The organism is Streptomyces scopuliridis RB72, from assembly GCF_000718095.1.
Lineage (GTDB): Bacteria > Actinomycetota > Actinomycetes > Streptomycetales > Streptomycetaceae > Streptomyces > Streptomyces scopuliridis.
The window spans coordinates 1-21,045 of record NZ_JOEI01000046.1 but is presented as its reverse complement, the minus strand read 5'-3'; the positions used below and the strand labels follow the sequence as shown (position 1 = coordinate 21,045).

The window sequence follows — 21,045 nt, the reverse complement described above, 5'->3', positions numbered from 1 at the left end:
CCCCACGACGTTCAGGTACGTGTCCTGCTGGCCGGCGAAGGAGGCCGTCGGCAGGTCCTCTGCATCGACGGCGCTTCCGCCATGATCCGCCGGAAGGCGTCCGCCGTCACGCAGAAGCCGGCCGGCACGCGGATGCCTTCGATCCGCGACAGCCCGCCCAGGTGCGCGCCCTTGCCGCCGACGACCGCGACCTGCGTCTCGTCAACCTCTTGAAGATCCAACACGTACCGCTCAATCACTGCGATACCTCCGAGACAGCCGTGCTCCGTTGCACTGCACTGGCCGATCGAATCACCGACACCTCCAGCCCTGTCGAACCTCTTGTCGAGCACGTCCTCATCCCTGGTTGCCTTCCCTCTGACGAGTCGGCCGGCCGCTTCGCCCAGCCGGGCGGCGCGCACCCCCACACCACCGCCCCGAGCACCCGCAACTGCGCTGCCGGTCCCACCACTGGTTCGACGTCACCGCGTCCCCCATACGTCGACAACAACACACGCACCTCGTGCCCCCATTACCGCAGGTTGTGGCCTCGGCCGACGATTCTGCGCCACCACCCGGGTCTTGCCGCAAGCCCCCCAGTGCGCTATACGTTGAGAGTGGCAAGGAGAGAGCTCTCCTTGCCTTTGCCTTTTGGCGTCCGCCGGAACTGACAAGCTTCTCGCGAAGCGGTGGCGCGCCGCGTACGGGTACGCGGCGTTGGCCCAGGCAGATGTCCCATCGGCCTACGGATGCAGCCGCGGAACCAGACGTTCTTTCCGTTGTCGGCAAGGCCGGAACGTTGAGCGCGCCGCCATCTCCCGTCCCGTAGGTCGTCGCGCCACGCGAGTGCTGGGCCAAGCTCGCCAAACGGACGCTTGATGGCCGCCGTAGCTCAAATCGGCCGGCATCCAAGCGAACGGCCCCACGCCACCCCGCCCAGATCGTGGCCCAGTTGTCCCGCCGCACCGACCAGATCCTCCTCCTGCGCACCACTTACACCGGCCAGGGCCGACGCCCGGCAAACGCCGCTGGAGCGCCACCCAGCCCACTCAGCCGTGATCAACTAGCCTCGGGCTCGATGTGGCCGTAGAACGTGTCCTTGCCCAGGTCGTAGGCGACGAACAGGCGCCTGACCCCGTGCGGGCGGGGGTAGGTCGCCCGCCGACGGGGCCTCGGCTCTCGGCCGGGGTCCTTGTGCCGTCCGCCGCGCTGGGCCCACTGTCGTCCGGGGTGGGGCTGGAGGTTGAGCGGGCCGAACTCGTCCAGGCATAAGACGACTTCGGGTTCGCCGTCCTCGGGTATGACCTCGCCGTCGGCGATGGCGTAGAGGTATTCGACGCGGGCCTTCCAGGAGACTGCCAGCTTGGCCAGACTCCAGGTCGGAAGGGCAGGCCGTGCTCGGCCGGCTTGGACTTGGTGATCTTCTTGATCTCGCGCCGCTCGCGCCGCTCGCGCAGGGTGAACGTTCTGGGCCGGCCTCCCTTGTACTTCGGGTAGAGCGCCTCGAAACCGTCGGCGTTGAAGTTGTGGATCACATCCCGCACGCGGTCCGCGCTGGTGAACGTCACCTCGGCGATCTTCGCCACGGGCACGTCCTGCGCGGACAGCAGCACCATCTGCGCACGCCGCCAGGTCACCACTGACCCGGTACCCCTACGGATGATCCGCAGGAGGCGTCTGCCCTCGTCGTCCTCGATCTCGCGCACACGTACTCGTTCTGCCACCCGCACAGCCTGGCGACACCGCGCCGCCCGGACCGGTATCCAAACAGCGCGTCATGTCACTACAGCGGCATCGGCGCTCGCGTCACTACGCGTTGGGGTCACGGAGACCGACTGCGTCATGCCGCCACAACGGCTCTGCATAGACCAACGTCCCCGTCATCCAAGGCTCATACTCCGGGAGCCTGACGGCCTGGAAGGCTCCGTCCGGGATACGCAGGGATGGCTTTCGGAAGCCCAGGCCGCCACCGGGCGCGAAGCTGAAACGCGAGTAATAGCCCGGATCGCCCTCCAGGAAGACGAGGGGAACGGCTCGCTCGGCGAGGATCCCCAATCCGTGTCGGACCAGGGCCGAGCCGACACCGCGCCTATGAAGCTCGGGCATCACGGCCAATGGACTGAGGACTTGCACTTCAACCAGCCGCCGAGGGGCATCGAGCAGACCGCTGGTGAACATGACATGGCCGACGACCTGCCCGTCGTGCTCGGCGATCAGCGAGAGACCGTCCTCGGGTGTGATGGTGTCCCGCAGCGTATCGACCAGGTTGGCCACGACAAGGCCATGGTCACCGAACGCCTGCAGGTGAACATCCCGCACGGCCTGTCTGTCGCTCGGCAGTTCTTCGCGAAGATCCATGCCTGGAGAGTAAAGACCCCTCCGGGTGGCTCGCACACAGTTTTGGAGCCGGAAGGACACGCGGACAGTGACCGTTCAGTCGCACACCGAACCCACCGTCCGAACGGAGCGTCTCGCTCCGACGGGGCGAAGGCTCGCTGATGGGGCACGCGCGCGGTGACCTCGACGGCCGCCAGGGCGACATCGACCACCGCGGCCGACGCGGGCCCGGACGAGGACAAGCCGGTGGAGCTGAAGCAACTGGCCGAGTTCTCCCGTTGCAGGCTGGTCCTCGCCGAGATCCCGCGCCAACCGCGGCTCATGGACACCTTCCCGATAGCCGTCTGCGGGAAGGTCCGCAAGGTCGAACTGCGCGAGGCGGCAGCGCGCGAACCGGCTGCCGAGTGATGAGCCGGATCAGCGGATTTCGGTGACCCGGTGCTCCTTCAGGGCTGCGCAGTTGGAGTTTTCCACCGAAACATACACGTTGTCGATGCTGCCGCCCCAGCTCACGCAATGCCCCTTGCCGTAGACGTAGGCCGGCCCCGCGTACGACGTGTAATTACCGGAGTCCCCGGCCCACTCATCGCTGTCAGGGACGTAGATGTACGCGGACATGTACTTGGCCGCGCCCGGGTTGGCGCGGATGGTCGCGACGCAGTTCTTGCCGTTCGAGGAGTTGTACGTCAGGTACACGGTGCCCAGCGAGCCGATGGGCGCCGAGTTCACGGTCTTGTAGGCGCTGCCGCAGACGCCCTGCGGTGTGACGTTGGGTGCGGCGGAGGCAGTGGTGCTGAACGCGGTCGCGGCACCCACCGCCAGCGCTGTCAACGCCCCGGCGGTTGCGACATTACGTGCCATTCTCATATTTCCCCCTTGTGTCTCTGGGAGCGGTTTACTCCCACTTGATGTGACCCGCGAACGGCACGGATGGTTGTGCCCGGTTCCGCCGAGGTGTTGGACCGGCTCCCCTGGAAGTCCCCGGCGAGGCGTCAGTCGTCTTCGGGGTGGACACGGCGGGAGGCAACTCGGAATCGACCATGCACCGGTACACGGTGGCTGCGCCGCAGGTCCGCCGGCAGCCCGGGCATCGGGTCCGTCCCGAGCCGAATCCGGTCGGTCAAAGGCCGAAGTGCACCCGCGAGGGCATTCGTCGATCTCGTTGGGTTCGGCGCCGAGCAAGAAGGGGACTGCCGACCACGCGCTCCTCGACAGCAGGGCAGTTGACGGCGCAGTGGTGGTCGAACAGCTGCACCCCCACGGCACCGTGGAGCCGGGCTTCCCGTGACCTCGACGAGGTTGTAGCCGAATTCGTGGAGGATGGTCTGCAGACCCGGGCGCGTCAATTCTGCGGCTGCTCTTGGTTGTTGAGGTTCAGTCGCTGGCCAGGGGTGAGCCAGCCCCCGAAGGCGGGCTGGAGAGCAATCAGGGGCGACTCCCAGCTCATGGTCCATCGCTTGCGGCCCTTGCCGGTCGGAGCGAGTGTCTTCAACAGCACTCGGATGCCGGTGGAAGCCGTCCGTAACACCCTTCTGGACCCCGACGTGTTGAGCGCAGAGCGCGTCGTTCTCGTGACCGTCTTCGTTGTGCATCATGTCGCCACTCAGACCGGCCGCGACCTACAGCCCTTCGTCGACCTCTTCGACCACCACGACGCCTCCGTCTGGGTGCTGGAGATCGGTCCATGCTTTACGGGCGAAGGGCACTACCACGTTGGCCAGGTGGGTGTGGGTGGCGTCGCCTTCGAGGCCGCAGGCGGGGTACGTGGTGCGGGGCGAGGGTGCGGTCGGCGGTGTTGCGAGCGATGGGGCGGTCGAAGGCGATGTAGCGGCCGCGGCGTGGACCTCGCGTTTGAGCGCATCCCCGGCTGGCGCGAGCTGTCCGAGAACACCCTGACTGTCCCGGAGTTCCGCAACCGGCACCTCCACTCGGCGACGGCCGGCCTGCACGTCATCGCGAACGTCATCGCGGCGGCCCGCATCGCCGACGTCGAACCGCGCAAGGTGGTGGACGCCCTCGCCGAGCGAGGCCCTCACCGTGGTCGGCGCCGAGGTCGTGTAGCTCCTTCCGAGCACGCCGTGCACGTCTTCTTCGAGGGCACGCTCGCCAAGGCCGCCTATGACGAGCGTGCGCTGTGCTGGCGGGCCGGCGCCTCGGGTGCGACCCGATCGGAACTACGAGTTGGCGATCAAGACCGTCCTGCGGCACCTCGCCACAAGAGGCGTGGCCGGGTGCGCGGTGCCGGTGCCGTCACGTGAAGGACGGCGCGTTCGGTGACGAGCTCGCAACCTCAACGCATCGTGCGCACGCTCGCCACACCAGGGATTGGCCGGTTCGACGTCGACCGCTTACAGGCTAGCCGAGTTCCACCTGATTCAAACACGTTCTTTGGTGTAGACCTTGACGGTAAATCAACACGACCGCACACTGACGCACAAACCTCCACCGGACGGTTCGACTTGGCACCCCTGTGAGAACTCTCCGAGGCTGTCCTCATCCCCCACTGGAGAAGGACGACGCTGTGCGACGAACCTTGAAGTACCTCCTGCCCTTGTGGCTGCCCTTGGCTCAGTCGGTATACCACCGGCCCAGGCGGCAGCAGTCGCGACGAGCACCGTGGACGGTGGTCAGGGCGACCGGACGTTCGACGGGATCGGTGCGATCTGCGGTGGCGGGGGCAACTCCCGGCTGCTGCGGGACTGTCCAGCCGCCGAGCAGTCGCAGATCCTGGACGACCTGTTCAAGCCAGGCTGTGGTGAGCACGGTGAACGCGCCGCCGCTGACAGTACCGATGGTGCGACCAGCACCGCCCCCTCGTCGTACGACGCTGCGACGCAGGCACAGTCGTGAGCGACCCCCACTGTCGTCGGCCGGCTCATTCCGCGGGTGATGCCGTTTCGGGGACTCGATCGCCGGGAGCCTCGGCAGCAGCACCGGCAAGTGCTACCGCGGCCCGCTGGAAGCCGAGCGGACCGGCGCGGGCTGCACGCTGGACTTCGTCTGCTCGGGCCGCGGCGTCGGACCGCGCGCTCAGCAGTGGACCAGTCACTGACCACACGGGGATCCGGGCAGCGCGGCACCCGGATCGCCGCCATGTGACGACCGCTTCACGACCTGTCGTCACCACCTCTCCTCTTGATGAAGGACACCCATGCCCACACTCACGCCGACCATCCCGCTCAGACGCCTCCTCCAACGCTGTCTGCCGGCACTGCTATTGCCACTGGCTCTCCTGGTCGTTCCGGCACCGACCGCCGCCGCGGCCGCTGCCACGACGGGCTGGATCGTCACGGGCCCGTCCACGGGCTCCCCGACGGCGGCGCAGGTCACGCTGGACAACGGCACGCTCACCTTCGCGGCATCGAGCAACGGCCGGACCGTGCTGTCACCGTCGCCGATCGGGATCCGCACCAGCGCCGCCGACCTGACGAAAGACCTGACGTTCCTTCGGCGCAGTGACCGGACGGTCACCGAGTCGTACACGATGACCACGGGCAAGCAGCGGACCCAGCGGACCGCCTACGCCGAGACGACCCTGTCCTTCTCGGGTACCGGCGGCGCCCGGCTCGACGTCGTGGTCCGCGCCTCGGACACCGGTGTGGCCTACCGCTATGTGCTGCCGGGCAGCGGATCCGTGACCGTGACCGGTGAGGCGTCGTCGTGGACGGTCCCGGCCTCGGCCGGCGCATGGCTCGTGCCGCCCCAGAGCGAGGACCAGGGCGAGTGGTTCGCCACCACCGCCGGTGGCGCTCCCACCAACACCTACCGCCAGCCCGCGCTGTTCCAGGTCGGCGGCGCGTACGCGCTGGTGGCCGAGACCGACCTCGACGGCCGGTACGCCGCCTCCTACCTGTCCCACACATCTGGCTCCGGCACCTACACCACCCGGGCGGAGGGCGGGATCACCGGTACGCTGCCGCTGTCGACACCGTGGCGCACCGCCGCTCTCGGCGACCTGGCGAGCGTCACCCGGTCCACGATCGTCGACGATCTGGCCGCGCCGTCCAAGGTCTCCGACACCTCCTGGATCATACCCGGCACCGTCGCCTGGTCCTGGCTGAGCGAACACAGCAGCCCGTCCAGCGCGGGCCGGCAGAAGCAGTACATCGACTTCGCCCAGCGCCACGGCTGGGACTATGTCCTCATCGACGAGGGCTGGTCCTCCTCCTGGGTCCCGGACGTCGTGTCCTACGCCAAGGACAGAGGCGTACAGGTCATCCTGTGGTTCAACTCCTCCAGCCTGCGCACCGCACAGCAACGCGACCAGTGGCTGACACAGGTCAGGGACTGGGGCGTGGCCGGGGTGAAGATCGACTTCATCTACGAGTACACCCAGCCGACCCTCCAGTGGTACGACGCCGTCCTCGCCCAGACCGCGGACCTGAAGCTCATGGTCAACTTCCACGGCGCCGCCATGCCGCGCGGTATGCAGCGCACCTGGCCGCACGTGACCACGGCCGAGGCGGTGTACGGCGCGGAACAGGGCCGCAACCGCGCCGCGTTCAACACCATCCTGCCCTACACCCGGAACGTGGTCTCCAGCATGGACTTCACCCCCGTGGTGTTCAGCATGACCGGCCGTGACACCACCGACGCCCACGAACTGGCCACCGCCGTCGTGTTCGAGTCCGGCTGGCAGCACCTCGCCGACAGCCCCGAGAGCTACGAGGCACACCCCGAGGCGCTGCGCATCCTCGACCAGCTCCCCACCGCCTGGGACGAGACCCGGCTGCTCGACGGCAGCCCCGGCAAGGAGGCGTACGTGGCCCGTCGGGGCGGCGGGCGCTGGTACGTAGGCGGCATCTCGGCCCTGTCCGCCAGGACCTTCCAGACCCCGCTGTCCTTCCTCGGCACCGGACAGTGGCTGGCCGAGACCGTCCGCGACGGCTCCGGCGGCCTGACCCGCGAGACCCGTGTCGTCACCAGTTCCGACACCCTGTCGGTGCCGGAGCTCGCCAACGGCGGCTTCGTGACGGCGCTGTGCCCCTACACGTCCGGCATGTCGACCTGTTCACCGCGGGGGCAGGCCGGTGCACTGAAGGGCAGCCAGTCCGGCCTGTGCGCGGACGTGCCGGGGGCGAGCCAGACCAACGGCACACAGGTGGCGTTGTGGGACTGCCACGGCCAGGCCAACCAGACCTGGACCGCCTCCCCGACCGGGCAGTTGACGGTCTACCGCGGGGCGAAGTGCCTGGACGTCAAGGGCGGCGCAACGGCCGACGGTACGGCGGTGCAGATCTACAACTGCGACAACTCGGCGGCCCAGCAGTGGACCGTCAACAGCGACGGCACGGTGGTCAACCCCAGCTCGGGCAAGTGCCTGGAGGCCACCGGGAGCGGCACCACCACCGGCACCCTGTTGCAGATCTGGACCTGCAACGGCGGCCCCAACCAGACCTGGTACCGGGCGAACACCACCGCCGTCTACAAGGGGAAGCAGTCCGGCCGATGCCTGGACCTGCCCGGCGGCAACCAGGCCAACGGCACCCGCCCGGCGCTGTGGGACTGCAACGGCGGCACCAACCAGACCTGGTTCTCCACGGTGAGCGGTGAACTGACCGTCTTCGCCAACCGCTGCCTGGAGGCCGCCGGAGGAGCCACCGCCAACGGCACCGCCGTACAGATCTACGACTGCAACGGGACCTACGGCCAGAAGTGGCGGGTCCGCTCCGACGGCACGATCGTCAACCTCGGCTCCGGCACCTGCCTGGACGCGATCGACGACGGCACGGCCAACGGAACGCGACTGCAGCTGTGGACCTGCGACAGCGGCGCCGGCCAGGCGTGGACGAGGAGCTGACGGCCCGTGAATCTCCGTTCTCCGCATGGCGCACGCGGCCTCGTTCTCGCAGTGACCGCTCTCCTGATCGCCTTGACGGCGCTGCATCGCGGATGTCGACGATATCGGCACACTGATCGTGCCAGGCACGGACGGGATCCCGAAGACCGAGCCGGAGACGGTTCGCGCGCTCGGCCGGCTGGCAGGACGGGCGCAGCGGGTCGCTGCCGAAGGCCTGATGTGATCGCGCGTGAATCCGGATTCGGCACCGAGGCCACCATGCGCAGGTCGTTCCTTCGTCTCCTTCAGGTCCCGCCGACCGAGTACCGGAACCGGTTCTCGTGAACAGGTACGGACAAGGCGCTGGACTGAGAGCAGGGAGTTGCTCAAGCGGGCATCTCGCGCGTCCGGATACGAACCCCGCAAAGGGAAGGATCCAGTAGTATCTGCCGGCCTGATCGACGACTTCCTCCCGGCCCTCCGGCCTGATCACGGATTACGGATTACGGATTACGGATTACGGATTACGGATTACGGCACGATCGGGCCCGGGCACCGCGAGTTCAACCTGGTTGAGCGATCCTGTCGGTCCGATTCCGGCTACGGGTGAGCGCGGGGTGGAAGGAACCGCGGTAGAAGAGCAAGGGGCGGGCTTCGGGGCGGTGCGCGAGCCGTTCGACGCGGCCGAGGAAGAGGACGTGGTCGCCGCCGTCGTAGGTGGCCCAGGGCGAGCAGGAGAAGGTGGCCAGCGAGCCGCTGAGGGCGGGTGCCAGGCCCAATGGCGCGGGCAGCCAGGAGGGAGAAGGACCAGAAGCCTCCGGACTCCCCGCGAACCGTAGAGCGAGGTCGCGTTGCTCCTCGGACAAAACGTTGACGGTGAACGGGCGGCCGGCCAGAAGTCGGGCCGCCTTCGAGGTACGGGAGAGGGAGACCAGCACGAGCGGCGGGTCCAGGGAGACCGCGGTGAAGGAGTTCACGGTCGCGCCGTGGGGGGCGTCGCCCACCGCGCAACTGACGATGGTGACACCGGTGGCGAAGTAGCCGAGGCAGGTGCGGAGTTGCTGCGGATCGATCGCCACCGGGTCTCCTTGTCGTCGGATGGATGAGGGTGGTGCTCGGGTCAGTTGGTCCAGCCCCCGGCGGGGTGGTCGAACCAGAGATGCACCTGACCGGTACCGATGGCGTTCTCGTACTCGCCGTAGCGGCGCGCGGAGGCGGTGCACCCGGATCCACCGAGAGCGCCCGCGAGCGTCAGGTAGTGGCCGAAGTTGCCTTCCGGGACGTGCCGGCGGTACTCCGGCATGGTCGCGATGACCCGGTCGTGACGGCCGGCCTCCAGCCAGGCGATGCGTTGCTCGTCGGCGGCACGGGCCGCGGGGCTGACGATATTGGCCGGATCACCGGCCATCCGGTCACGCAGTTCGGCCAGGGGCCAAAAACCGTGCGAGAGGCCACCGGAGGCGATCACCAGCACCCGCCGGGCGAGCCCGTCGACAGCCTCGGCGACAACCGCTCCCAGGAGCAGGTGGTCCTCGGTGGTCGCGGTCTGGCAGACCGACATGGACAGCCACGGCACGTCAGGGCGGCCGAGGTAGCTCCAGAGGTTGAGAGTGGCGTAGTGGATCGGGAGGTGGGAGTCGTCGTTGGCGGAGAGCCAGAGCGAATCCTTCTCCGCCGCCGTGGCCACGGCGTGGGCGAGTTCCGGGTCTCCGGGGATGGCGTAGGGGATCTCGCTGACCTCGCTGGGCATCTCGTCGGAGGTGAAGCGTCCGGACCGGTGGGCGTGGGCGGTGATGACGGTCTCGGTGGTGGTGGCCCAGTGGGTGTCGAGCACCAGCACGGCGTCGTGGTCGGTGGTGTCGACCACCTCGCGGCGGAGTCGGGCGAGACCGGTGGCGAGGGTGAAGTCGCGGCCGCCATTGGCCTCGATGCGCTGAGATTCGGGGAACATGATGACGGGGGCGTGGGAGAGCAGTCCCGCGCCGACGATGGCGCCCATGGGCGTTTCGCCTTTCTGAAAGAGAGACTTTCCGAAAAGGAACGGGGGCTACGGGACGAGGAGCAGCTTGCCCGTGGTGCGGCGGGCGGCCAGGTCGGCGTGTGCGTCCCGGGCGCGGGCGAGCGGATACGTGCCGCCGATGGTGATGCGCAGGGTGCCGTCGGCGATTCCCGCGAAGACTTCTCCGGCCCGCCAGGTGAACTCCTCGACGGTGGCCCGGAAGTGCTCCAGGTAGGGACGCGTGAGGGTCAGCGAGCCACCCCAGAGCAGCCGCATCACGTCGACGGGTGGCACGGGGCCGCTGGCGCCACCGAAGAGGACCAGCGTGCCGCGGCGGCGCAGGCTGTCCAGGCCGGCGTCGAAGGTGGCGGCGCCGACCCCGTCGTAGGCGGCGTGCACGCCGTCCCCGTCGGTCAGGCGCCGGACCTCGGCGGCGATGTCCTGGCAGCGGTCGTAGCGGATGACCTCGTCCGCGCCGTTGGCGGCCGCCCGCTTCTCCTTCTCGTGGCTGGAGACCGTGCCGATCACGCGCACTCCGCGCTGCTTGAGCAGTTGAGTGAGGAGCAGCCCCACTCCGCCCGCGGCGGCGTGCACCAGCACGGTCTCGCCGGCCTGGGCGCGGTAGGAGTCGTTGACCAGGTAGTGGGCCGTCATGCCCTGGACAAGTGCGGCGGCGGCGGTGTGCAGGTCGACGCCTTCGGGGACAACGATGGCTTTCTCCTCGGGAACGAGGACCTGCCCCGCGTAGCTGCCGAGGACCGTGGTCCAGGCAACGCGGTCGTCGACCGAGAACCGTGTGACGTCGGGCCCCACGGCCAGCACGGTGCCCGAGCCCTCCTCACCGGGCACGGCGGGCAGGGGCAGCGGATAGCGGCCCTCGCGGCGGTAGATGTCTATGAAGTTGACGCCCGCGGCGGCGAGTTCGACCAGGATCTGGCCCGGGCCGGGCTCGCCGGGAGCCGGCCTGTCGACAGGGAGAAGGACGTCCGGGCCGCCGGTCCGCCGGATCTCGATCGCGGGGATCAGCGGGATCGGTGCCTTGGTCTGCGATGACATCGGTTCGCTCCTTACAGGGTGAGGCGGTCGGGGCCGAGATCGAGATCCACCTCGTAGGTGCTCAGCCAGTCGCCGAGACGGACGGTGGATTCCAGGAGGATGCGTTCGAACTCGGAGAGGGTGCCGGTCGTCGTCTTGTGGGTGAGCCGGCGCACCGCTTCCGGGTCCAGGTAGCCAGCGAGCGGTGCGTCGTGGCCGACGGCTGCGGCGGTGAGACCGGCGATGAGACCGCGGTCGTAGGCGGGGTCCTGGATGGAGGGGTAGGCGGCCTTGGTGCGGCGCAGTACGGACTGCGGCAGCAGGTCGGCGGCGGCCTCGCGGAGCAGGCCCTTCTCCTGGCCGGTGCAGGTCTTCATCGCCCAGGGGACGTTGAAGAGGTATTCGACGAGGCGGTGGTCGCAGAACGGCACCCGTCCCTCCAGGCCGTTCGCCATTCCCATCCGGTCTTTCTTGTCGAGCAGGATGGGCAGCCAGCGGGTGAGTGTGAGGTAGCCGAGTTCACGCGTGCGCCGTTCCTCGGGGCCCTCACCATCGAGGCGGGGAACCTCGGCCAGCGCACCGCGGTACAGGTCGGCCTGGTACGCGGCGAGGTCGATGCCCTCCACGAACCAGGGGCGGAAGAGCGCGCCGGGGTCGAGGCCGCGGTGGGCGCCGAGCTCCAGCCAGGGGAAGGTCTCGGCGGCCCGCGCAACAGGGTCGGAGAACCAGAGATAGCCGCCGAACACCTCGTCGGCTCCCTCACCGGAGAGTGCCACGGTTGCGTGCTCGCGGACGGCCGCGAAGAGCTGGTGCAGTGAGACGTCCAGGTCGGCGAAGTTGAACGGCAGGTCCCAGGCCGCCAGTACGGTCCGGCGCACGGCCGGGTCGAGAAGCCGGGCCCGGTCCAGGGTGATCGTGTGGTGTGCGCTGCCGACGTGCTCGGCGACCGCGCGGGCGTAGGGGCCGTCGGGAGTGGGGCGGATGGGATCACCGCGGAAGTTCTCGCTGTGGCCGGTGAAGTCGACGGCGAAGGTGGAGATCCGCCCGCCCTCGGCGGCGCGGACGCGCTGGGCCAGGGCGGTCACGGTGCTGGAGTCCAGGCCGCCGGAGAGCAGCGCGACCAAGGGGACGTCCGCGACCATCTGGCGCGGCACGATGTCGTCCAGCAGTTCGCGGACCGTGGCGATGGTGGTGGGCAGGTCGTCGGTGTGCGGGCGGGCCTCAAGTGCCCAGTACCGCTCTTCGCGCAGGCCCTCACGGCCGACCCGCAGCAGATGGCCGGGCCTGAGTTCCCGCATGCCGCGCAGCGGCACCCGGCCGGGGGTGCGCAGGAAGAGCAGCGCGTCGCAGAGTTCCTCCGCGGAGGCGCTCGGCCGCACCAGTGGGTTGGCCAGGATGGCCTTGGGCTCCGACCCGAAGAGGACACCCCCCGGGGTCGGGTGGTAGTAGAGGGGCTTGACCCCGAGCCGGTCACGAACGAGGAGGAGTTCCTCGCGCGCGGTGTCCCAGATGGCGATGGAGTACATGCCGTTGAGGCGATGCACGAAGTCGGCGCCCCACTGGAGGTAGGCGCGCAGCGCCACCTCGGTGTCGCTGGACGTGGCGAACCGGTGCCCGTACAGGGAGAGTTCGCCGCGCAGCTCGCGATAGTTGTAGATCTCGCCGCCGTAGGAGATCACGGCGCGTGGCAGGTCGCCGCGTGGGCCGCGCTCCGGGGTGGCCATGGGCTGGGCCCCGCCCTCCAGGTCGATGATCGCGAGGCGCCGGTGGCCGAGCGCGGCGTGGGTGTCGAGCCAGCCGCCGCCGGCGTCCGGGCCGCGGCGGATCAGCGTCCGCACCATGGCATCGAGCGTGCCGGACTCGGTGGTGAGGTCACGGGAGAAGTCGACCCATCCGGTGATGCCGCACATGGTCCGCTCCTTTCTCAGTCCTGATCAGGGCCGAGCCAGGGGCCCCGGCGCCAGCCGTCGGTGTCGTAGTCGTCCAGGCACTCCTGGACCAGTTCCTCGTAGCGGCCGAGGCTGCCTCGGCGGGTGGCCCAGCGCAGCGCGTCCAGCCGGACCTGCTCGCCGTTGCCGGAGTAGTTGCGCTCGTAGAGCTCGTGGCGGGCCCCGAACTCGGTGCCGATGGCGTCCCAGACCAGCTTGAGGAGCTTGATCCGCTCCAGCGCCGAGGTGTCGGCACCCCGGTAGTAGCGGTCGATGAGCGGACGCAGTTCGGGATGGGCGAGGTCGCGGGCGCTGGAGGGGACAGCCAGGGGCGCACCGCCAAGCAGGGTCTCGAAGAGCTCGTGCACCCGGTTCCAGATGTGGGAGCCCGCCATCCGCATCGCGGAAGCGTGCTCCAGGCGCGGCAGGACCGTGCCGCCCGGACCCGGTTCGGGGTCGTGAGCCATGGCGGAGGTGAGTGCCCGGACCACGTCCCGCAGGGTGAGAAGTTCGCCGAGGCCGGCCTGCACCCCGCGGAAGACATCGGTGCCGTTGGCCCTGGTGGCCCGAGAGAGGAGCCCCGCCATCAACTCCAGTTTGACGCCCAGTCGGATCCCGGACTGAAAGTTGTAGAGGTTGGGGAAGCCGGAGCCCGCGTAGAAGCCGGTGGCGCGCTCGATGTCACGGTGGACAAGCACGTCCTCCCAGGGAATCAACGCCTCGTCCAGGAGCAGCACGCTGTCGTTCTCGTCGAAGCGGCTGCTCAGCGGGAAGTCGAAGGGGGTTTCGGCACGCCGTTCGTACGGGGTGCGGCAGATGAGCCGTACCCCGGGGTTGTCCATCCGGACGAAGAAGACCAGCGCGAAACGTTCCGCCTTGCCCTTTTCCAGCTGGGCCGAGCCGACCGGGGCCACGAAACCCGCGTTGGTCAGCGCGGACCCGGTGGCGAGCATCTTCGCTCCGCTGACCACCACCCCGGCGTCGGTCTCGCGTACCGCGTGCACGAAAACGTCACCCATGTCGTGGATGGCGCGTTTCCGGTCGATCGGCGGGTTGATGATGACGTGGTTCAGGTGGAGCGCCTTGCTCGCGAACCTGCGGTACCAGGCGGTGGCGTTGGCGGCGAACGGGCCGTAGTAGTCGGCGTTGACGCCGAGTCCGGCCATGAAGGCGGCCTTGTACTCGGGGGTGCGGCCCAGGAAGCCGTAGCTCATGCGGGCCCAGGTGGCGATCGCTTCTCCGGCCTGGACGAGGTCGGCGGCGGACCGGCTGGGTTTGAAGAAGCGATGAGTGCGGATGCCGGTGTCCGGGTCCACCCCGGTGAGTACGTCGGCGGTGGTGGGGTCGTGGAGAGCGTCGTAGAGCCGGGCGATGGAGCGGGCGGAGTTACGGAAGGCGCGGTGCGTGGTCACGTCCTTGACCTGCTCGCCGTCCACGTATACGGCACGGCCGTCGCGCAGGCTGTCCAGGTACTCGGCCCCCGTCATCAGGGCGTCGATGGTCTTCCGCGGCTGAGTCGTCGTCATCGGACCAGCCCCGGGTTGGCCAGCGGCGGGTCGCCGAGGACCTGGACGCGGCGCAGGTGCCGGGGCGCGCCGTTCGTGAAGGCGTTGCGGCCGTGCAGCAGGGTGTAGTTGTCGGTCACCACGAGATCGCCGGTCCGCCAGGCGTGTGCGTAGAGGTGGGACGGGTCGTACAGGGCGGCACGCAGACCGCGGTGCAGTTCGGCGAGTTCCGACTTGTCGGCGAGGCCGGAGAACTCCAGGTCCGGGTGGTTGACGAAGTGCTCGTCGGCCTCCGCGGTGGGTTCGTTGTAGCGGATGACCGGCGTGCCGTGGACCGGGTGGGCCGTCACCACCGGGGAGACGCAGGTACTGTCGTAGTACTCCATCTTCCGGTGGTACGTGCCGGTGGCCCGTGACCACAGGGCGCGGGTGGCAGGATCGGCGTTGGTGAGCACGGCGGCGGTGTCGGAGAAGGTGGTCTGGCCGCCGTTGCCCTCACCGGGTGCGTGGACGCACTGGAAGATCTGGAACTCGGGGATGTGCTCCCGGTACATGCCGTCCCAGTGCATCGGCATGTGGCTATGGTCGAATATGTGGTCGGCCGGGTCAGGCTGCTGGACGAGCTCCAGAACAGTGCCGAACGGCCAGACGCTGAGCTGCCCCCATCGCGCGCCGTACGCGGAGAGTTCGGCAGGCTCGTCGAACCCCGCGAAGTCGCGCAGCAGGAGCAGTCGGTGCTCACGAACGAGGGCGCGCAACGACGGGACAGGCAGGTCGGTCGGCGGACGGCCTCGGTCGACGGCGTGGAGTGCGAGCCCGAAGGGTTCGAGGGCCGTGATCCTCAGGCGCTGGTCGCTGAGCAGGGCGTTGTCTACGGTCATGGTGGAGGCTCCTGTCAGGGGGCGGGTACGGTGGCGTGGTCCCGGGGCAGAACGAAATGGCTGGGGCGTCCGTGGGCCGTCACCAGCTGGGCCCCCGCCGCCTCGGCCTCGGCACGCTTCATCAGCGTGAAGTGCCCGTCGCCTGTGTCGACGGCGGCGCTGTGCCAGGGCGTGAGCCAGACGTCGGGGGTGTCCGCCAGCAGGAGCCCGATCTTCCGTGTGCTGCACGGCTGAGGGTGGATGGAGAGACGGATGGCGTCCGGGAAGAGCTCGGCCAGCAGCTCGTCCCAGGCGCGGCTGCGGGCGATGACTCCGTAGGCGAGCTCGCGGCAGTGGCGCTGCAGGGCGGCGCGGCTGCCGGTGTACTCGGGGACGGACAGGTCCTCCAGCATGAAGCGGGTGATCCCCCGGTACATCTGGACCAGGTGGCCGCCCCGGCGTACCTCGGCGCGCAGCTCGTCCGGGTGCGGGCCGCGGCCGGCCGTGAGCCTCGTGCGCTGCTGGGCGTGGTCGGCGCCCGGATTGACTTCGTCCAGCGTGAACTGGCCGAGGTGGGTGGCGCCGATCCGGTCGATCATGCGGTTGATCTCGTGGGCGTAACGGGTGACGTTCTCGTCACTCACCCCGATCAGGTCGTTGAAGACCCGCCCGTCGGAGCAGATGAGGATGCGGGCACCGGGCGGGTAGACCTCGGCGATGCGCTCGCAGAGCGATTCGAGAAACCTCAGCGCGAGTTCCTCGGCCATGTCGGGCAGTGGGCCCAGGACTTTGGCTGGGTTGGGGGACTTGGTGGGAAAGGCCGGGAGCAGTAACTCGATGGTCCGGCCGCGTGCTATGGCTTCTGCGATGGCGTCTCGGTGGTGCCGTAGGCACCGCAGGCAGACCCTGCCGGTGCAGCCACCGCCGCGCAGTCTCCGCTGGTGCAGCAGCACGTCGCGGATCACCTCGATGGCGGCCAGTTCGGTATCGAGGGTGGCAAGTTCGAACACCGTGCCTCCTGTGGTGGGGACTTGCTCCATCCTCGGCGCAGGACGCACACGAAACGCACAAAGCCGTTTCGGTACCGACCGTCACGGCAGGCCCCGGCCGCCTCAGCAGGGACAGCGGTGTCAGCGAGGTCAGCGAGGTCAGCGGCCGAAAGTGCCGAGTTCGTGGAGGGTGCGCGTCTCCCAGTCGAGCATGCGCAGCGCGCGGAACGCGGGCAGCGCTACGGCGAAGCTGTCCCGTGCGCGCTCCCGGTCACCGAGGGCGGCGTACGCGCGGCCCCGCATGAAGGCGGTGAGCGCCTCGCCACGGCGCTCACCGAGCTCGGAGAACATTTCCGCGGCCTGTGTCAGCGGGCCGAACGCCTCGGCGGCCCGCTCCGGGTCCCAGGCCAGCCGTAATCGCCCGATCGTGTAGAGCGCGTACGCCTCGCCGGGGCGGTGCCGCACCCTGCGGTAGTGGGTCAACGCCCGGTCCAGGCGACGGGCGGCCGCGGGGTACCGACCGAGCATGAGCTCGGTCACGGCCAGCGCCTGGAGGGCATCGGCGAGAGCCAACGGCTGTCGCAGTCGCTCCGCCGCCTCAAGCGCTCTCTCCAGCACCCGCGCCGCCTCGGCCTCGCGGTGCTGGTGGAACAGCACCGCGCCCAGACTGCGCAACGCCAGCACCGTGCCCCGCAGGTCACCCAGCGAGCTCAGCACGGCGACGGCCACGGACGCGTCGGTGTAGGCGTCCTCTGTCATGCCCCGGTCCGCGATCGCGAAGCTGCTGTGGACGCGGAGGTACGCGGCCTGGCGCTGCTCCCCCAGCTCGTCCAACTGCCGGATGGCGGGGACGAACCAGCGCATCGCCTCGTCCGCCCGGCCGCGCGCGACACCGGCGCGGGCCAGCGAGCCCTGGGCCATCGCGATGCGTCTGCGGTCGCCTTCGGCCAACGCCCGCTCCAGCACGGCCCGCGCCATACGCTCCCAGTCGTCCAACCAGGTGCGCTGGTGGCAGATGTCGTCCAGGGCGGCGACGAGTTCGCTCGCCTGCCCGCCGTGGCCGGAGCGCGCGGCGTACTCCACGGTGGCCGCGAGACTGGGGCGCTCGTACTCCAGCCAGGCGGTAGCCGTGTCTGCTCCGGTGCGGAGCAACTGCTCCCCCGCGACAGGGACCCGGTGCAGCCAGCCGTCCAGGACACGTCCGACGATCTCCCGTCGGCGCGCAGGGGACTCTTCTTCCGCGGCACGTTCCGCGGCGTAGGCACGCAACAAATCGTGGATGCGGTAGCGGGGCCGGCCCTCCGGATCGACGTGGTGGGCCCGGATGAGATTGGCGTGGATCAGGGCGTCGAGGATGTCGTCCACGCTGTCGTCCGGTTCCTCGTCCCCGGCCACGCCGGACATGATGACCGCGGGTATCCAGGACGGGAACTCGCCTGTGGGGATCAGCCCGAGAGCGCGGAACAGCCGGGCAGCATCCGGGGCCAGCCCGTGATAGGCAGTGGCGACACAGGCGCGCATGGCGAGGTCACCGGCGCGCAGCTCACCGAGTCGGCGCTGTTCGTCGGCCAGCCGCTCGGCCAGCCAGCGCACCGGTCGGTGCGGGCTCCCGGCCAGCCGGGCGCCCGCCACCCTGAGCGCCAGAGGGAGACCGGCGCATCCGACGAGGAGGCGCCCTGTCGCCTCCGGCTCGGTGGCGAATCGCCGCGCTCCGGCGATTCGGTCGAGCAAGGTGCGCCCGTCGGTGTCGTCCAACGGTTCCACGTCGAGCAGGTGCGCGCCGGGAATGGCGGTAAGCCGCGCCCGACTGGTGATGAGGACGGCACAGCCGCCGCTCCCGGGCAGCAGATACTGGACCTGGGAGGTGTCCATGACGTCGTCCAGGACGACCAGCACGCGGCGGTGCGCGAGCTTCGAACGGAACAGTGCGGCCCGCTGGGACTCGGCTACGGGTATCGCCGATCCGGGCACCCCGATGCTGAGCAGCAGGTCCGCGAGGACGGCGGCGGATGTGCGGCGCGGTCCGCGAGCGCTGTCGAGCTGGACGTAGAGCTGACCGTCGGGGAAGGCGCCGCGGAGCCGGTGGGCGAGGTGGGTGACCGCAGCGGTCTTGCCCACGCCGGGCAGACCGGTCAGGATCACCACCGGCACCACCATCGCCGGCCTTTCGGCGTTCGACGGGGCCAACAGTGTGGCCGCGTGGGTGAGCAGTTTCTCACGCCCGACGAAGTCCGGTATGAGCGTGGGAAGTTGGCATATGGGCCAGGCTTCCGCAGATCTCGATCTCGGGCCCGGACGAGCGGGATCCGGGGTTGGTGGGTCGAGTTGACGGACGGGGTTGGACCGCGGCGGTCCTGTCACCTGGGAGAGGTCGCGGGCGAGTACGGCCTGGTGCAACCGCCGCAGTTCGATTCCGGGATCGAGTCCGAGTTCGTCCCGGAGCGTACGACGGGCCCGGGCATAGGAGTGCAGCGCGTCTCCCGCACGTCCACAATGGTATTGAGCGGTGATCAGCAGACCCCACAGTCGCTCGCGCAGCGGGTGCACCGCTGTCTGGGCCCGCAGCACCGGGACCAGGTCCTCGTACTCACCCAAGGCGATGCGGGCCGCGGCGTAGTCCTCGAAGACGGAGATCCGGGACTCCTCCAGCCTCGATGCCTCCATGTGCAGCGGGAAGTGATGCGACAGACCATCGAAGGCGGCACCTCGCCACAATCCCAGAGCCGCCCGCAGTCGCTCGGCTGCCGACCAATGATCACCTTCGGCTATGGCCGCCCGGCCACGCGCGGCCAGATCGTCGAAGAGCCTCAGATCCAGTTCATCCGGCTGAACCCGCAGACGATACCCCTGATGACCGTGGCTGAGCCGGTCACCGCCGGAGGCCGCGTTGAGCACCCTGCGCAGACCGGCGGCGTAACTGCGTACGTTCGCATGGGCGGAAGCCGGTGGGCTCCCGGCCCACAACATCTCGCAGAGCCGGTCTGCGGTGACCGCAGTGTTCATGTCCAACAGGAGAGCTGCCAGGAGAGTGCGTGGCTTGGGTCCGCCGAGCGGGAGCATCTCACAGACGCCAACGGCTTCGACCGGCCCCAGCACCCTGAATTCCACACGGCGCAACTCCACGGCCTGACCACCCCTCTGCTCCCTCTCGGGGCGGGGATTTTCCCGCAATGATCAGCCTTCCGCCGAAACGGAGATACCAGTCCGATGACTCATACGACCAGGGACGGCACAGGTGTGACGCTGTCCGAGACCAACCCGCGCGGCAGCACGTCTTTCCCGCTTTGAGACCGGGCGTTCGACACGCAGGCGCCCCCGCCGTTACTGCGAGGGCTCGTGCGGAGGATCGACCTCGTACGGGACGTACTTGGCCGACTCCGACGACGCAGCGAGGTGCGCATCGCCGCGGTAGCGGCTGATGTCACTGCGGCGTCGCGGGCCCGGGCCTCACTGCGAAAGATGCGCGAGCTGAGTCCGGCAAGGTTGCTGTTCACCCACTTCGGCCCCGGACCGGACGCCGACGAACGCCGAACAGGAAATGCTCGCCTGGGACCACACCGTGCGGACCCTGGCCGGTGGCCTGCCCAGCACGGAGTCGGACGTCCGCGACGCCGTCCAGAGCCTGCGCCACCGCTATCCCCGCCTGGGGGACCAGCCGCAGCTCGGCGCCCGTTGGGGGGACCTGTCCGCCACGCACGCCCATGTCGCCGGCATCGCCCACTGGCTCGACCGCACGGCCCCCGAGCAGAAGGCCGACGCGTGAACCAGCAGACACCATGGGGAACGTGGCCGTTACGAAGCAGAGAGCGCCGCAGCGACGCGACGTCGTTCCACCCTCGCGGCGACGAAGTAGCCGCCACCGCCCGCGAGCGCCAGAACCCAGAACATGCCGGGGACTCCGAAGAACAGGGCGGCGGTGGACGTCAGCGCGAGCCATCCGCCCAGGGCGTACTGCAGGACGTCCCGGTAGACGACGCCACCTGCGAGGTAGATCAGTCCGATGACGAGTGCGGAGCCGGTCGGCCACAGCAGCGTGTGCACGTGCTGCTCGCCCAGCTCCCAGCTCAGCGCAGTGATGATCACTGATCACGAAGAGTGCGGTGAATCCGACGACCCACGATCCGGACAAGAGACTGCCGGTCACGGCCTGGCGGCGACTGGCCCCCTTCAGGGCCCGTGCAGTGACGACACTCGTCACGACCATGCCCGCAAGCAGACCGACGGCCAGCAGCACGGTCGGCACCAGGGAAGGCATCGAGAGGAGGGCGGACGGCGAACTGTGCATGACGATCTTCATTTCCTTCTGGCAATTGGCGGCGCCGGATCGACGCCGACGCGATGCTCAGCGTTCCGGGGTCGGCACGATGAGCACCTTGGCGACGACCTGGCCCGATTCGGCAAAGCGAAATGCGTCCGCTGCCTCGGCCAACGGAGCACGGCTGTCTCGGAGGTATCGCAGTGATTGAGCAGTACGTGTTGGATCTTCAAGAGGTTGACGAGACGCAGGTCGCGGTCGTCGGCGGCAAGGGCGCGCCCCTGGGCGGGCTGTCGCGGATCGAAGGCATCCGCGTGCCGGCCGGCTTCTGCGTGACGGCGGACGCCTTCCGGCGGATCATGGCGGAAGCGCCGTCGAT

The 21,045-nt window shown here is 69.1% G+C and carries 18 protein-coding genes and 2 pseudogenes; 6 read left to right on the top strand and 14 right to left on the bottom strand.

The features are described from left to right. The 3 genes and pseudogenes from IF11_RS0135385 to IF11_RS0135380 all read right to left on the bottom strand — a co-directional run. Positions 1-239, bottom strand: a pseudogene (locus IF11_RS0135385) (PEP/pyruvate-binding domain-containing protein); the annotation flags it as partial. Positions 240-1,053: 814 nt separating this feature from the next. Then, positions 1,054-1,703: pseudogene (locus IF11_RS39720) on the bottom strand (helix-turn-helix domain-containing protein); the annotation flags it as partial. An 85-nt stretch (positions 1,704-1,788) separates the two neighbouring features. Further along, on the bottom strand, positions 1,789-2,337 hold the full coding sequence (locus IF11_RS0135380) for a GNAT family N-acetyltransferase (protein WP_030355916.1): 549 nt from the start codon (positions 2,335-2,337) through the stop codon (positions 1,789-1,791). 156 nt (positions 2,338-2,493) lie between these two features. Between IF11_RS0135380 and IF11_RS0135375 the strand changes: the two genes are divergently transcribed. Then, complete coding sequence (locus tag IF11_RS0135375; RefSeq protein ID WP_030355915.1) at positions 2,494-2,724, top strand: hypothetical protein; 231 nt, start codon at positions 2,494-2,496, stop codon at positions 2,722-2,724. Between the two features lie 9 nt (positions 2,725-2,733). Here the strand turns inward: IF11_RS0135375 and IF11_RS0135370 are convergent, their stop codons facing one another. Further along, the gene (locus IF11_RS0135370) at positions 2,734-3,183 is read right to left on the bottom strand and encodes a hypothetical protein (RefSeq protein ID WP_030355914.1); all 450 of its coding nucleotides are present in this window, start codon (positions 3,181-3,183) and stop codon (positions 2,734-2,736) included. Between the two features lie 475 nt (positions 3,184-3,658). Next, the gene (locus tag IF11_RS41140) at positions 3,659-3,808 is read right to left on the bottom strand and encodes a hypothetical protein (RefSeq protein WP_157848475.1); all 150 of its coding nucleotides are present in this window, start codon (positions 3,806-3,808) and stop codon (positions 3,659-3,661) included. A 10-nt stretch (positions 3,809-3,818) separates the two neighbouring features. On the opposite strand from IF11_RS41140, the gene IF11_RS0135365 reads away from it, so the two are divergent. The 3 genes from IF11_RS0135365 (at position 3,819) to IF11_RS0135355 (ending at position 8,116) form a co-directional block, all read left to right on the top strand. After that, positions 3,819-4,574 (top strand): hypothetical protein, encoded by a 756-nt coding sequence (locus IF11_RS0135365; protein ID WP_157848474.1) that lies wholly within the window; start codon positions 3,819-3,821, stop codon positions 4,572-4,574. 358 nt (positions 4,575-4,932) lie between these two features. Then, positions 4,933-5,166, top strand: a complete 234-nt coding sequence (locus tag IF11_RS43045; RefSeq protein WP_030355912.1) for a hypothetical protein — start codon at positions 4,933-4,935, stop codon at positions 5,164-5,166. A 301-nt stretch (positions 5,167-5,467) separates the two neighbouring features. Continuing rightward, positions 5,468-8,116 carry a glycoside hydrolase family 97 protein gene (locus IF11_RS0135355; protein ID WP_051746481.1) on the top strand — a complete coding sequence of 883 codons (2,649 nt, stop codon included), beginning with the start codon at positions 5,468-5,470 and terminating at the stop codon, positions 8,114-8,116. A 542-nt stretch (positions 8,117-8,658) separates the two neighbouring features. Here IF11_RS0135355 and IF11_RS0135345 read toward each other — a convergent pair. From IF11_RS0135345 to IF11_RS0135310, 8 genes are all read right to left on the bottom strand, one after another. Then, positions 8,659-9,174 (bottom strand): flavin reductase family protein, encoded by a 516-nt coding sequence (locus IF11_RS0135345; protein ID WP_078491091.1) that lies wholly within the window; start codon positions 9,172-9,174, stop codon positions 8,659-8,661. 41 nt (positions 9,175-9,215) lie between these two features. After that, positions 9,216-10,094 (bottom strand): DODA-type extradiol aromatic ring-opening family dioxygenase, encoded by an 879-nt coding sequence (locus tag IF11_RS0135340; RefSeq protein WP_030355909.1) that lies wholly within the window; start codon positions 10,092-10,094, stop codon positions 9,216-9,218. A gap of 48 nt (positions 10,095-10,142) precedes the next feature. Further along, positions 10,143-11,150, bottom strand: a complete 1,008-nt coding sequence (locus tag IF11_RS0135335; RefSeq protein ID WP_169746446.1) for a quinone oxidoreductase family protein — start codon at positions 11,148-11,150, stop codon at positions 10,143-10,145. Positions 11,151-11,161: 11 nt separating this feature from the next. Beyond that, on the bottom strand, positions 11,162-13,039 hold the full coding sequence (gene asnB, locus IF11_RS0135330) for an asparagine synthase (glutamine-hydrolyzing) (RefSeq protein WP_030355907.1): 1,878 nt from the start codon (positions 13,037-13,039) through the stop codon (positions 11,162-11,164). A gap of 14 nt (positions 13,040-13,053) precedes the next feature. Then, entirely contained in the window at positions 13,054-14,583 is a 1,530-nt protein-coding gene (locus IF11_RS0135325) for a 4-hydroxyphenylacetate 3-hydroxylase family protein (protein ID WP_051746480.1), read from the bottom strand. Beyond that, the gene (locus IF11_RS0135320; protein WP_051746479.1) at positions 14,580-15,443 is read right to left on the bottom strand and encodes a TauD/TfdA dioxygenase family protein; all 864 of its coding nucleotides are present in this window, start codon (positions 15,441-15,443) and stop codon (positions 14,580-14,582) included. The genes IF11_RS0135325 and IF11_RS0135320 overlap by 4 nt, the downstream gene beginning before the upstream one ends. A gap of 14 nt (positions 15,444-15,457) precedes the next feature. After that, entirely contained in the window at positions 15,458-16,432 is a 975-nt protein-coding gene (locus IF11_RS0135315; RefSeq protein ID WP_030355904.1) for an L-tyrosine/L-tryptophan isonitrile synthase family protein, read from the bottom strand. Between the two features lie 138 nt (positions 16,433-16,570). Beyond that, positions 16,571-19,414 carry an AfsR/SARP family transcriptional regulator gene (locus IF11_RS0135310; RefSeq protein ID WP_169746445.1) on the bottom strand — a complete coding sequence of 948 codons (2,844 nt, stop codon included), beginning with the start codon at positions 19,412-19,414 and terminating at the stop codon, positions 16,571-16,573. Between the two features lie 535 nt (positions 19,415-19,949). Here IF11_RS0135310 and IF11_RS0135300 point away from each other — a divergent pair. Beyond that, the gene (locus IF11_RS0135300) at positions 19,950-20,174 is read left to right on the top strand and encodes a hypothetical protein (protein ID WP_030355901.1); all 225 of its coding nucleotides are present in this window, start codon (positions 19,950-19,952) and stop codon (positions 20,172-20,174) included. 29 nt (positions 20,175-20,203) lie between these two features. Here the strand turns inward: IF11_RS0135300 and IF11_RS38055 are convergent, their stop codons facing one another. Beyond that, on the bottom strand, positions 20,204-20,494 hold the full coding sequence (locus tag IF11_RS38055; RefSeq protein ID WP_051746478.1) for a hypothetical protein: 291 nt from the start codon (positions 20,492-20,494) through the stop codon (positions 20,204-20,206). A gap of 375 nt (positions 20,495-20,869) precedes the next feature. On the opposite strand from IF11_RS38055, the gene IF11_RS39715 reads away from it, so the two are divergent. Beyond that, positions 20,870-21,045: PEP/pyruvate-binding domain-containing protein (locus IF11_RS39715; protein ID WP_157848473.1), on the top strand; the 176-nt coding region annotated here is incomplete at its 3' end.

Excerpts from the sequence above, each read along its gene's own strand:
- IF11_RS0135320 (WP_051746479.1), bottom strand. The coding sequence starts at position 15,443 with ATGACCGTAGACAACGCCCTGCTCAGCGACCAGCGCCTGAGGATCACG.
- IF11_RS0135335 (WP_169746446.1), bottom strand. The coding sequence starts at position 11,150 with ATGTCATCGCAGACCAAGGCACCGATCCCGCTGATCCCCGCGATCGAG.
- IF11_RS0135325 (WP_051746480.1), bottom strand. The coding sequence starts at position 14,583 with ATGACGACGACTCAGCCGCGGAAGACCATCGACGCCCTGATGACGGGG.
- IF11_RS0135355 (WP_051746481.1), top strand. The coding sequence starts at position 5,468 with ATGCCCACACTCACGCCGACCATCCCGCTCAGACGCCTCCTCCAACGC.
- IF11_RS0135300 (WP_030355901.1), top strand. The coding sequence starts at position 19,950 with ATGCTCGCCTGGGACCACACCGTGCGGACCCTGGCCGGTGGCCTGCCC.
- IF11_RS0135380 (WP_030355916.1), bottom strand. The coding sequence starts at position 2,337 with ATGGATCTTCGCGAAGAACTGCCGAGCGACAGACAGGCCGTGCGGGAT.
- IF11_RS0135370 (WP_030355914.1), bottom strand. The coding sequence starts at position 3,183 with ATGAGAATGGCACGTAATGTCGCAACCGCCGGGGCGTTGACAGCGCTG.
- IF11_RS0135340 (WP_030355909.1), bottom strand. The coding sequence starts at position 10,094 with ATGGGCGCCATCGTCGGCGCGGGACTGCTCTCCCACGCCCCCGTCATC.
- IF11_RS0135365 (WP_157848474.1), top strand. The coding sequence starts at position 3,819 with ATGCCGGTGGAAGCCGTCCGTAACACCCTTCTGGACCCCGACGTGTTG.
- IF11_RS0135310 (WP_169746445.1), bottom strand. The coding sequence starts at position 19,414 with ATGAACACTGCGGTCACCGCAGACCGGCTCTGCGAGATGTTGTGGGCC.
- asnB (WP_030355907.1), bottom strand. The coding sequence starts at position 13,039 with ATGTGCGGCATCACCGGATGGGTCGACTTCTCCCGTGACCTCACCACC.